Source organism: Roseivivax sp. CAU 1761, from assembly GCF_054482755.1.
In genome coordinates this window covers 141,922-153,102 of the sequence record NZ_JBTLRM010000006.1, presented here as the reverse complement: position 1 = coordinate 153,102, position 11,181 = coordinate 141,922, and the positions used below count along the sequence as shown (strand labels likewise).

At 72.4% G+C, this 11,181-nt stretch carries 12 protein-coding genes; 4 read left to right on the top strand and 8 right to left on the bottom strand.

The window, feature by feature from the left end; translation table 11 throughout:
- The 6 genes from ACXYMW_RS06285 to ACXYMW_RS06260 form a co-directional block, all read right to left on the bottom strand.
- A partial coding sequence (locus ACXYMW_RS06285) for a GTP-binding protein (protein WP_459034447.1) occupies positions 1-123 on the bottom strand: 123 nt, incomplete at its 3' end.
- A gap of 118 nt (positions 124-241) precedes the next feature.
- Positions 242-838, bottom strand: a complete 597-nt coding sequence (locus ACXYMW_RS06280) for a hypothetical protein (protein WP_459034436.1) — start codon at positions 836-838, stop codon at positions 242-244.
- Between the two features lie 64 nt (positions 839-902).
- A complete protein-coding gene (locus tag ACXYMW_RS06275; protein ID WP_459034435.1) occupies positions 903-1,475 on the bottom strand; it encodes a cob(I)yrinic acid a,c-diamide adenosyltransferase in 573 nt (190 codons plus the stop codon).
- Between the two features lie 3 nt (positions 1,476-1,478).
- Positions 1,479-1,685, bottom strand: a complete 207-nt coding sequence (locus tag ACXYMW_RS06270; protein WP_459034434.1) for a twin transmembrane helix small protein — start codon at positions 1,683-1,685, stop codon at positions 1,479-1,481.
- Positions 1,686-1,753: 68 nt separating this feature from the next.
- A complete protein-coding gene (locus tag ACXYMW_RS06265) occupies positions 1,754-2,584 on the bottom strand; it encodes an SDR family NAD(P)-dependent oxidoreductase (RefSeq protein ID WP_459034433.1) in 831 nt (276 codons plus the stop codon).
- 67 nt (positions 2,585-2,651) lie between these two features.
- On the bottom strand, positions 2,652-3,254 hold the full coding sequence (locus tag ACXYMW_RS06260; RefSeq protein ID WP_459034432.1) for an SH3 domain-containing protein: 603 nt from the start codon (positions 3,252-3,254) through the stop codon (positions 2,652-2,654).
- Between the two features lie 171 nt (positions 3,255-3,425).
- Between ACXYMW_RS06260 and ACXYMW_RS06255 the strand changes: the two genes are divergently transcribed.
- Positions 3,426-5,744, top strand: a complete 2,319-nt coding sequence (locus ACXYMW_RS06255; RefSeq protein ID WP_459034431.1) for a DNA topoisomerase IV subunit A — start codon at positions 3,426-3,428, stop codon at positions 5,742-5,744.
- A gap of 263 nt (positions 5,745-6,007) precedes the next feature.
- Here the strand turns inward: ACXYMW_RS06255 and ACXYMW_RS06250 are convergent, their stop codons facing one another.
- Both ACXYMW_RS06250 and mnmD read right to left on the bottom strand, forming a co-directional pair.
- Positions 6,008-6,877, bottom strand: a complete 870-nt coding sequence (locus ACXYMW_RS06250) for a DMT family transporter (protein WP_459034430.1) — start codon at positions 6,875-6,877, stop codon at positions 6,008-6,010.
- On the bottom strand, positions 6,874-7,572 hold the full coding sequence (mnmD, locus tag ACXYMW_RS06245) for a tRNA (5-methylaminomethyl-2-thiouridine)(34)-methyltransferase MnmD (protein WP_459034429.1): 699 nt from the start codon (positions 7,570-7,572) through the stop codon (positions 6,874-6,876). The genes ACXYMW_RS06250 and mnmD overlap by 4 nt, the downstream gene beginning before the upstream one ends.
- Before the next feature lie 51 nt (positions 7,573-7,623).
- Between mnmD and ACXYMW_RS06240 the strand changes: the two genes are divergently transcribed.
- From ACXYMW_RS06240 to ACXYMW_RS06230, 3 genes are all read left to right on the top strand, one after another.
- On the top strand, positions 7,624-8,682 hold the full coding sequence (locus ACXYMW_RS06240) for an NAD(P)/FAD-dependent oxidoreductase (protein WP_459034428.1): 1,059 nt from the start codon (positions 7,624-7,626) through the stop codon (positions 8,680-8,682).
- Between the two features lie 147 nt (positions 8,683-8,829).
- Positions 8,830-10,008 (top strand): aminotransferase class I/II-fold pyridoxal phosphate-dependent enzyme, encoded by a 1,179-nt coding sequence (locus ACXYMW_RS06235; protein ID WP_459034446.1) that lies wholly within the window; start codon positions 8,830-8,832, stop codon positions 10,006-10,008.
- 29 nt (positions 10,009-10,037) lie between these two features.
- Positions 10,038-11,181 (top strand): DNA translocase FtsK 4TM domain-containing protein (locus ACXYMW_RS06230; protein WP_459034427.1); only part of this gene is annotated, 1,144 nt, incomplete at its 3' end.

The window sequence follows — 11,181 nt, the reverse complement described above, 5'->3', positions numbered from 1 at the left end:
GGCGCGGAAATCGCCGAAATACTTGGTGATCGCGGCGGTCAGCGTGGTCTTGCCGTGGTCCACGTGCCCGATCGTGCCGATGTTGCAATGCGGCTTGCCGCGTTCGAACTTTTCCTTTGCCATCTGTGAAGACGCCTCTTTGTCGGGTTCATGGGGTGCACGAGACCCCGGGTTGCATCGCGGGCCACTTATTGAGTCGCCGGGGAAAAATCAAGCGCGCCGTAGGGTGTGGTCGCCCTCCTTAAGGCCGCGCGGCGGCGACGGGGCGGGGGCCCGCCGCGGCGTCCGCGGCCGCGGCGCGGTCGCGGAACCAGCCCTCGGCGCGCATCTGGCGGCGCAGCCAGGTCTCGATCTGCAGCGCCGCGTTGCGGGCCAGCGCCTGAAGCTGCTCGTCGCGGGTCTGGGTCAGGCCCGAGCCGACGAGGGTGTCGCCCGACGGCGCCTCCATCGCGGTGATCTCCTTGGCCTCCTCCATCAGCTTGGTCTGGGTGGCGTCGTCGAAGACCGAGACGCGCACGATGACCACCGATTTCGGGCTCAGCAGCACCGGGATGCCGGGCTGCGCCAGCACGTAGCCCTCGACGCTGACGCCGAGATGGTAGAAGCGCTCGCCCTCGTAGCGGCGGAAGCGCTCCTCCAGCGCGGCATCCATCGCCGCCACCCATTCCTCGCGGCTGGCCTTGCGCGAGGCCGGGCCCTGGACGAGGTTCGGCGCCACCACGATGGCATGGCCGAGCTTGAAATCGCCCAGCGGCTCGACCGGGCGGGCCAGGTCGCGCCGTCCGTCGGCGCAGGCGGCGAGGGTCAGGAGGGCGACGAAAAGGGCGACGAGACGCATGCGGAACTCCGGCGGGTTTCCGCCGGGATAGCGCGCCGCGCCCGCTCTGACAACGCGTGTGCTCTCAGCGGTTGGCGCCCGGCGTCCAGAGCACGTCGCCCCGGCCCTGGTCGTTGGCGGTGCGCGCCGCCACGAAGAACCAGTCCGAGAGCCGGTTGAGATAGGTGATCGCGGCCGGGTTGACCGGCTCCTCGCGGGCCAGGTCGATGGCCAGCCGCTCGGCCCGGCGGGCCACCGTGCGGGCATGGTGGAGATGCGCCGCCAGCGCCGTGCCGCCGGGCAGCACGAAGCTGCGCAGCGGCTCCAGCCCGGCATTCATGGCGTCGATCTCGCGCTCCAGCCGCTCGGTCTGGGAGGCCACGACGCGCAGCGGCGGGTGCTCGGCCTCGGCCTCGCCGGGCTGTTCCGGGCGGCACAGATCGGCGCCGAGATCGAACAGGTCGTTCTGGATGCGGGCGAAGGCGGCGTCGGTCTCGGCGGTGGCGTGCAGCCGCGCCAGGCCGATCACCGCGTTGAGCTCGTCGACGGTGCCGTAGGCCTCGACCCGGGGCGCGAACTTGGCCACCCGGCTGCCATCGCCGAGCGCCGTCTCGCCCTTGTCGCCGGTGCGGGTGTAGATCTTGTTGAGGACCACCATGGCTCAGCTCCCGATGCCGCGGATCAGCACGAACAGGACGATCAGGATCACCGCCACGAATTGCGCGGCGACCCGCAGGCGCATGATCTTGTTGGCGTATTTCCGGTTGAACTCGCCGCCCTTGGCAAAGCCGCCGATGCCCACCAGCAGGATCACCGCTACCGCGAGCACGACGCCCGCGACCAGAAGAAAGAAGGGATCCTGCAGCATGTCGGTCTCCTTGGGTCCTGTCCTGCCCACCAGCGGCGGCGGCGCCCGCAGCGGCGCCTGGGCGACATCTAAGCCCGATCGAGCAGCGCGTCGAGCGCCCGCACCGGCAGGAGGCGACGTGCCGCAGCCATCGCGCGGGTCGGCCAGGTCACCGCGTAGCGGGCCCGCGGGCGCGGGCTCTCCAGCGCCAGGATCAGCGCCCGGGTGACGGCGGAGGCCGGCAGCTGGGCGCGGGTGCCGCTGCCGCGGTAGAGCTGGTCGAGCAGGCTCTCGCGGTATTGCGCGGCCCGCGGGCTCGCCTCCCAGTCGATCCAGCGCTCGAATTGCCGGATCGCGTTGGCGCGGAAGGCGGTCTCGATCGGGCCCGGCTCGATCAGCACGACGCGGATGTTCTCCGGCGCCATTTCCAGCCGCAGCACGTCCGACCAGCCCTCGATGGCGAACTTGGTGGCGACATAGGCGCCGCGCCATTTCACCCCGACGAGGCCCAGCACCGAGGAATTGTTGACGATGCGGCCATGGCCCTGGCGGCGCATCACCGGGAGGACCAGCCGCGTCAGCTCGTGCCAACCCAGGACGTTGGCCTCGAAAATCGCCCGCATGCCCTCCGCGGGGACGTCCTCGAGCGGGGCCGGGATGGCATAGGCGCCGTTGTTGAAGAGCGCGTCGAGCCGCCCGCCGGTGGCCGCCAGCACCGCGTCGAGCGCCGGCCGGAAGCTCGCCGGCTCCTCGTAGTCGATGCGCGGGCTGGCGAAGCCCTCCGCGGCGAGCGCGGCGCAATCCTCGGCCTTGCGGCAGGCGGCGAAGACCTGCCAGCCGCGGTCGCGCAGCGCGAAGGCGGCGTCGCGGCCGATGCCCGAGGAACAGCCGGTGATCAGGATGGACTTTGCGTCGGACATGAAAAAACGGCCCTCTCCGTGGCGGATCGGGCCGTGCTTGCCGGGTTGGGGCCGGCGTGTCGAGGGGTCAGCGCGCCGCGGCGATCAGGAAGTCGGCCATCCAGCCGATGCGCCCGCTTTCGGCCACGCGCAGCTTGATCCAGCTGCCCTCCTGGCGCAGCACCTCGACCTCGTCGCCGCGGGTCAGCTGGGCCAGCACCGAATATTGCGTGCCCGGGCCGCTGCGCATGTTGACGCGCGAGGACTTGACCACGCGCAGATCGGCGGCCGGGCCGATGGCGCGGGTGTTGGGCTCGGCGTTCGAGGGCATGTCGGCGGTGCTGCGCAGGCGCGGCCGCGGCGCCATTTCCGGCGCGTCGGCGCCCGGGCCCATGGCGGCGGCGCGGATCAGCAGCGGCGCCGGCGCCTCGTCGCGGCGGGCCAGCGGCACGTCGAGCGCCGCCTCGGCCGGGGCGATCTGCTCGGGCGTCGCGGTCGCGGCCTGGGCGGCGCCGATGGCGATCCCGGTCAGCGCCGCGGTGGTGTCGGCGCGCGCCACCTCGGGCTGCGCGGCCGCATCGTCGGCGCGGGCGCTTTCGAGGGTCCAGCCGGGTTCGAAATCCGCCCCGCCCGACATCTCGTAGAAGCCCCAGAACATGAAGGCGAAGGTCAAAATGATGAAGCGGCTCATGGTGGCTGGCTCCCCCGTCACGGTTGGCGTCGTCTGCAAGTCGCCCGCCGCGATCCCGGCAAGTTCTTGCTTATCACGATTCCAACCCCGGACGGCGCGAAAGGTTTCATCAGGCTTAACGCTGCACGGCCGCGCTTTACGGCGACGGCCGGCGCCTGTATTTCCGCCGGCATGGATGAGACCGCCGACCAGCCCGAAATGAACCCGCGCGAACTGGCCGAACCGCTGCGCCGTGCTATCGGCGAGCGCTACCTGACCTATGCGCTCTCGACGATCATGAACCGGGCGCTACCGGATGCCCGCGACGGGCTGAAGCCGGTGCATCGCCGCATCCTCTTCGCGATGCGCGAGCTGCGCCTGTCCTCGACCTCGGGGTTCCGCAAGTCGGCCAAGATCTCGGGCGACGTGATGGGCAATTACCACCCCCACGGCGATGCCGCGATCTACGACGCCATGGCCCGGCTGGCGCAGGATTTCACCATCCGCTACCCGCTGGTCGAGGGGCAGGGGAATTTCGGCAATATCGACGGCGACAACCCGGCCGCCTCGCGCTACACCGAGGCGCGGCTTTCGGCGGTGGCCGAGGCGCTGCTCGAGGGCCTGAACGAGAACGCCGTCGACTTCCGCCCCAATTACGACGGCACCCTGACCGAGCCGGCGGTGCTGCCGGCGGCCTTTCCGAACCTCCTCGCCAACGGCGCCTCGGGCATCGCGGTGGGGATGGCGACCAACATCCCGCCGCACAACGTGGCCGAGCTGATCGATGCCTGCCTGCACCTGATCAAGACCCCCGACGCCCGCGACGACACGCTGCTGAACTACATCCCGGGCCCCGACTTCCCGACCGGCGGCATCATCGTCGAGCCCAAGGAGCAGATCGCCGAGGCCTACCGTACCGGCCGCGGCGCCTTCCGCCTGCGCGCCCGCTGGCATGTCGAGGATCTGGGCCGCGGCACCTGGCAGGTCGTCGTCACCGAGATCCCCTACCAGGTGCAGAAGTCCAAGCTGGTGGAGCGGCTGGCCGAGCTGATCCAGACCAAGAAGGTGCCGATCCTCGCCGATATCCGCGACGAGAGCGCCGACGACATCCGGATGATCCTCGAGCCGCGCTCCAAGAACGTCGACCCGGACGTGCTGATGGGCTCGCTGTTCCGCAATTCCGACCTCGAGGTGCGGGTCTCGCTCAACATGAACGTGCTGATCGACGGCGTGACGCCGCGGGTCTGTTCGCTCAAGGAGGTGCTGCGCGCCTTCCTCGATTTCCGCCGCGAGGTGCTGATCCGCCGCTCGCAGCACCGGATGGAGAAGATCGACCACCGGCTCGAGGTGCTCGAGGGCCTGATCGTGGCCTTCCTCAACCTCGACCGGGTGATCGACATCATCCGCTACGACGCCGATCCCAAGGCGGCGCTCTGCCGCGAGGATTGGGGCCGCGACCATGTCCGCGCCACCGGCGAGAAGGATTACGTCCCGCCGGCCGCCGCGGCCGATCGCGACCTCGGGCTGACCGAGGTCCAGGCCGAGGCCATCCTCAACATGCGCCTGCGCAGCCTGCGCCGGCTCGAGGAGATCGAGCTGGTGGCCGAGCGCGACCGCCTGCGCGAGGAGCGCGCCGGGCTGGTCGAGCTTCTGGCCGCCGAGGACCTGCAATGGGCGAAGATCGCCGACGAGCTCAAGGAGACCCGGCGCACCTTCGGCAAGAACACCCCGCAGGGCGCGCGGCGCACCGATTTCGCCGAGGCCGGCAGCCTCGAGGAGGTGCCGCTCGAGGCGATGATCGAGCGCGAGCCGGTCACCGTGGTCTGTTCCGAGCGCGGCTGGATCCGGGCGATGACCGGGCATATCGCGCTCGACCGCGAGCTGAAGTTCAAGGACGGCGACGGGCCGCGCTTCATCTTCCACGCCGAGACCACCGACAAGCTGCTGATCCTCGGCTCGAACGGGCGGTTCTACACGCTCTCGGCGGCCAACCTGCCGGGCGGCCGCGGCACGGGCGAGCCGCTGCGGCTGATGGTCGACCTGCCCAACGACGTCGAGATCGTCGAGATCCTGATCCACGATCCCACCCGCCGGCTGCTGCTGGCCTCCTCGGCGGGCGACGGCTTCGTGGTGCCCGAGGCCGAGGTGGTGGCCCAGACCCGGGCCGGCAAGCAGGTGCTCAACGTCAAGGGCGACGTGCGCGCCAAGGTCTGCCGCGCCGCGACCGGCGATGCGGTCGCCGTGGTGGGCGAGAACCGCAAGCTTCTGGTCTTCGCCGCCGAGGAACTGCCCGAGATGACCCGCGGCAAGGGCGTGCGGCTGCAGAAATACAAGGATGGCGGCCTGTCGGACGTCACCACCTTCCGGCTCGAGGACGGGCTGGTCTGGCGCGACCCGGCCGGGCGCACCCGCACCGTGGCCCGGCCCGAACTCGACGAATGGATCGGCAAGCGGGCCGGGAGCGGGCGCATGGCGCCGCGCGGCTTCCCGCGCGACAACCGCTTCACCTGAGGCAGGGAGCCCGGGGCGCGCCCGCCCTGCGACGGGCGCCCCGGGGGCCGAGGCGCGCGACACGGCCGGGGGCCGCCGCGCCGCGCCAAGCTGTCCCGAAGCCCGGCGATCTGGTGGGGTGGCGCGCTTCGCACGGCTGCATGGCCCGCATGGCCGCGGTCCGGCGCGGCGGCTCGGCCGGCGGATCGCAGTGCCACCGCCCGACGCCGCGCGGCGGCCTTGGCCCGCGCCGATGCCCCGGCGGCCGGTCGGACCCGCCCGCCTCAGTTGCGGATGCGCTGCTCGCGCCAGAAGGTGAAGAGACCGGCCGCCACGATCAGCGCGGCGCCCAGCACCACGTTGGCGCGCAGCGTCTCGCCGAAGGCCAGCAGCCCGAGCGCCGAGGCGAAGACCAGCTGCAGATAGGCGAAGGGCTGCACCGCGCCGGCCTCGGCCGCCTCGTAGGCCCGGATCAGCGTCCAGTGCCCGGCAATGCCGGTCAGGCAGAGCACGCCCATCCAGCCCCAGTCCCGCGCGATCATCGGCTCCCAGAACCAGGCACCGATCAGGGTCGCCACCGCGGCGCCGACGGTGCCGGTCCAGAAGAACGACGTGGCGGTGTCGTCGCGGCGCGCGACGTAGCGGTTCAACAGCCCGTAGACCGCGAACATCAGCGCCGCGACCAGCGGGATCACCGCATAGGGCGAGAACACCCCGCCCGAGGGCTGCAGCACGATCAGCACGCCGAGAAAGCCCACCCCGGTGGCGGTCCAGCGCCGCCAGCCCATGGTCTCGCCCAGAACCGGCCCGGCCAGCGCCCCCACCAGCAGCGGGTAGCAGGCGAAGACCGCGTGGCTCTCCACCAGGCCGAGGAAGACGAAGCCCTGGATCATCACCATGACCTCGATGGCGAGGATGGCGCCGCGCAGCGTCTGCAGCCAGGGCTGCGGCGTGGCCGCCGCCGCGCGCAGGCCCCCGGGGCGCCGCAAGGCCAGCGCCACCACCACGCTGGCGAAGAACCAGTAGCGGATCATCACCACCATGTAGACGTTGTAGGTCCCCGCCAGGTGCCGCGACAGCGCGTCCTGCGCGGCAAAGATCACCGTGGTGGCGATCATCAGCAGGATGCCGAGGCGGGTGTTGTTCTGGGTCATCGCGGATCGGGGCTTTCGGGCAGGGGGGCGGCCAGGCGGGCCACGGTCATGTGCCGCTTGCGCCCGTATCCCTGCCGTCGCGTCACCGCAAGGCCCGCATCCTGCAAGGCCCGCCTTACATGTCCGGCCGCCGTGTAGGTCGCCAGCGTGCCCCTGGGGGCAAGGTGGAAGGCGACCTCGGCCAGCAGATCGGGCTGCCAGAGCTCCGGGTTCTTGGCGGGCGAAAATCCGTCCAGAAAGAAGGCGTTGGCGCGCCCGTCCCAGCCCGGCAGGGTGGCGCGGGCATCGCCCACGACCAGCCGGAAGGCGAGGTCGGGAAGGTCGATCGCGCGCGCCCCCCGGTGCCAGAACGGCGCCAGTTCGGCGGCGAGACCGGCCAGATCCGGGAAGCCGCCCTGCGCCCTGATCATGTCCGGGGCGGACAGCGGAAAGGCCTCGAAGCTGGTGAAGCAGAGCCGCCCCGGCACCGCCGCGGCGCGCCAGGCCTGCAGCGTGGCCAGAAGGTTCAACCCGGTGCCGAAGCCCAGCTCGGCGATGTGGAAACCGTCGCGGAAGCGCGCCGGCAGGTCGTTGCCGGCAAGAAAGACGTGCCGGGTCTCGGCCAGCCCGTCCTCGAGCGAGTAATACGGGTCGTCGAAGCGCTCCGAGACCGGCACGCGGTCGTCCTTCCAGGACAGTGCGGACTGGTCCTGCATGATGCTCTGCCTTAGGTGAATCGGCGGCGAAACTGGCGAAGGCGGGGGCGAATGGCAAGCGTGGACGTGACGGTGCGCGGCGCCGGGATCTTCGGGCTCTCGATCGCCTGGGCCTGCGCCCGGCGGCACGCCCGCGTGCGCGTCGTCGATCCGGGCGGCGTCGCGGCCGGCGCCTCGGGCGGCGTGGTCGGGGCCCTGGCGCCGCACGTGCCCGAAGCCTGGAACGCCAAGAAGCAGTTCCAGTTCGAGTCGCTGCTGATGGCCGGGCCGTTCTGGCACGAGGTCGAGGCGCTGGGCGGGGTCGCCTCGGGCTATGGCCGGCTCGGCCGCCTGCAGCCCCTGGCCGATGCCGAGGCGGTGTCCCGGGCCGAGGCCCGCGGCCGCAGCGCCGCCGAACTCTGGCGCGGCCGCGCGGTCTGGGAGGTCATCGACACCCGGTCGGCCGGGCGCTGGGCCCCGGCCAGCCCGACCGGGCGGATGGTGCGCGACACGCTGTCGGCCCGGCTGCACCCGGCGCGGGCCTGCGCGGCGCTCGCCGCGGCGCTGCGCACCGCCGGCGTGGAGATCACCGCCGAGGCGCCGAGGCAGGGGGCCGAGATCTGGGCCACCGGCTGGGCCGGGCTGCGCGATCTGGGCGCGGCGCTGGACGCCGAGATCGGCGTGCCGGTGAAGGGGCAGGCGGCGCTGCTGCACCACGAGGCCGGCGCGGTGCCGCAGATCCTCGCCGACGGGCTGCACATCGTGCCGCATGACGACGGCACGGTCGCCGTCGGCTCGACCACCGAGCGCGAGTTCGACGCGCCCGGCGCCACCGACGCGCAGCTCGACGCGCTGATCGAGCAGGCCGGCGAGGTGCTGCCGATCCTGGCCGGGGCGCGCGTCGTCGCGCGCTGGGCGGGGCTCCGGCCGCGGGCCCGCAGCCGGGCGCCGATGCTCGGACCCTGGCCGGGCCGGGCCGGGCATTTCGTCGCCAATGGCGGCTTCAAGATCGGCTTCGGCATGGCCCCGAAGGTCGCCGAGGTGATGGCCGATCTGGTCCTCGAGGGGCGCGACGCGGTGCCCGAGGACTTCCGCGTCGAGGCCTCGTTGCCGAGGGGCAAGAGGCTCTGAGACCGGCCGCCGCGCAGCCCGCAAGGCTGCGTTATTCCTGCCACAATGGCGCCACGGCCGAGCACGCTTCTGGACGCGCGGGCGCCACTTGCCTATCCTCGGGCCGAATGCGGGGCGCCAACGATCCCGCGCGTGAGGCACCAGAGCATGTTCCCCGAGCGATTCTCGGACCTTCCGGCCTATGCGTTCCCGCGGCTGCGGGAGCTTCTCGACGCCCATGCGCCGGGCGGCGAGGTCGTCGACATGACCATCGGCGAGCCCAAGCATGCCTTTCCGCGCTGGGTTCCCGAGGTGATCGCCGAGCACGCCCACGAATTCGGCCGCTACCCGCCCAACGAGGGCGCGCCGGATCTGCTGGCCGCGATCTCGGACTGGCTGTTCCGGCGCTACGGCGTGGCCGTCGAGGCGGCCCAGATCATGGCGCTGAACGGCACCCGCGAGGGGCTCTACAACGCCGCCATGGCGCTTTGCCCGGAGACCAAGGCCGGCGCCCGTCCGGTGGTGCTGATCCCCAACCCGTTCTACCAGGTCTACGCGGTGGCGGCGCTGGCGGTCGGCGCCGAGCCGGTCTTCGTCAACGCCACGGCCGAGACCGGGCACCTGCCGGATTTCGCCGCGCTGCCCTCCGAGATCCTCGACCGCGCGGCGCTGACCTATCTCTGCTCGCCGGCCAACCCGCAGGGCGCGGTCGCCGGCCGCGATTACTGGCAGCGCCTCATCGCGCTGGCCGAAAAGCACGATTTCCGCATCCTGGCGGACGAGTGCTATTCCGAGATCTGGCGCGACTCGCCGCCGCCCGGGGCGCTGGAGATGGCCCGCGCCGCCGGCGCCGATGCCGAACGGGTCGTGGTCTTCCATTCGCTGTCCAAGCGCTCGAACCTGCCCGGCCTGCGCTCGGGCTTCGCCGCCGGCGGGCGCGAGAGCATCCGCCGGATGCGCCAGCTCCGGGCCTATTCCGGCGCGCCGCTGCCGCTGCCGCTGCAGCGTGCCGCGGCGCATCTCTGGGCCGACGAGACGCATGTCGAGGAAAACCGCCGGCTCTACGGCGAGAAGTACCGCGACGCGGCGGAGATCTTCGCCGGCGTGCCGGGCTTCGCGGTGCCCGAGGCCGGGTTCTTCCTCTGGCTGCCGGTCGAGGACGGCGAGGCCGCGGCGCTGCGGCTCTGGCGCGAGACCGGCGTGCGGGTCCTGCCCGGGGCCTACCTGTCGCGCGACACCGCGCAGGGAAATCCCGGGCGGGGCTACATCCGCGTGGCGCTGGTCGCGCCGCGCGCCGAACTCCGGGACGGGCTGGTCCGCCTGCGCGGCTGCCTGTTCGGAACGTGACACCAAGAAGACCGACAAAGAGGCGAGGCATGGCTTTTCAGGCACGGGGGCGCGATCCCCTTTTCGACAGCGACATGGCCGCGGCGATCGAGAAGCGCGGCAAGGAACTGGCGGGAGTGGCGCTCGTGGTGCTGGGTCTGATGGCGGCCGCCCTGATCGGCAGCTACACGCCCGAGGACCCGTCCTGGATGTCGTCGACCGACGCGCCGGTGCAGAACTGGCTGGGCCGCATCGGCGCCTCGATCGCGGCGCCGCTGATGATGATCGTCGGCAAAGGCTCCTGGGCGCTGGCCGGGGTGCTGCTGGCCTGGGGCGTGCGTCTGGCCGCGCATGCCGGCGAGGAGCGCGCCGGCGGCCGGGTGATCTTTGCGCCGCTCTGGGTGGCGCTGGCGGCGGTCTTCGCGGCCGGGCTCGACGCCGCGCCGGACTGGTCGCACAGCTTCGGCATGGGCGGGCTGTTCGGGGACATGGCGCTGGGCACGGCGATGAACCTGCTGCCCCTGGGCCAGGGCGCCAGCCTGTCGGCGGCCCTGGTCCTGGCCGGGCTCGGCACGCTGGGCGTCGGGCTCTTCGTGATGGGCTTCTCCCGGTCGGAACTGCGCCGCATCGGCCAGGCGGGGCTCCTCGGGGCGGTGCTGGGCTATGCCGGGCTGCTGCGGCTCGCCGGTCGCAGCGCCAGCGGCGCGCTGACCGGCGCGCAGACCGTGCAGGCGGCCTATGCGACGCGGCGCGACAGGCGGATCAGCGAACGCGCCGAGAACGAGGAATGGGCGTCGCTGCAGAGCGGCGGCGCGCCGGCGCCGCGGGTGCGCCGCGCCCGCCCGGAGCCCGAGGAACCGGTGCTCGAGGACGATTGGGAGGACGCGCCCGCCCCGGAGCGCGGTGTCGGCGGGCTGCTGGCCCGGATGCCGTCGCTGATCCGCCGCGGCCACGATGGCGACCCCGCCGAGCTGGCGCTGCCGCAGCCCGAACTGGTCGAGACCGCCGCCGTCCGGGGGGAGATCGAGGCCCCGGGCGAGGACCGCGTGCGCGAGCGGATCGCCGACGCGATCCGCGCCCGGCTGCGCGCCACCCCCGAGGCCCGCATCGCCGCCGAGGCGCCGCTGACCCGCGGCCGCGGCCGGCGCCCCGATCCGCTGATCGCCGACACCTCGCCGCGGCGATCGCTTCCAG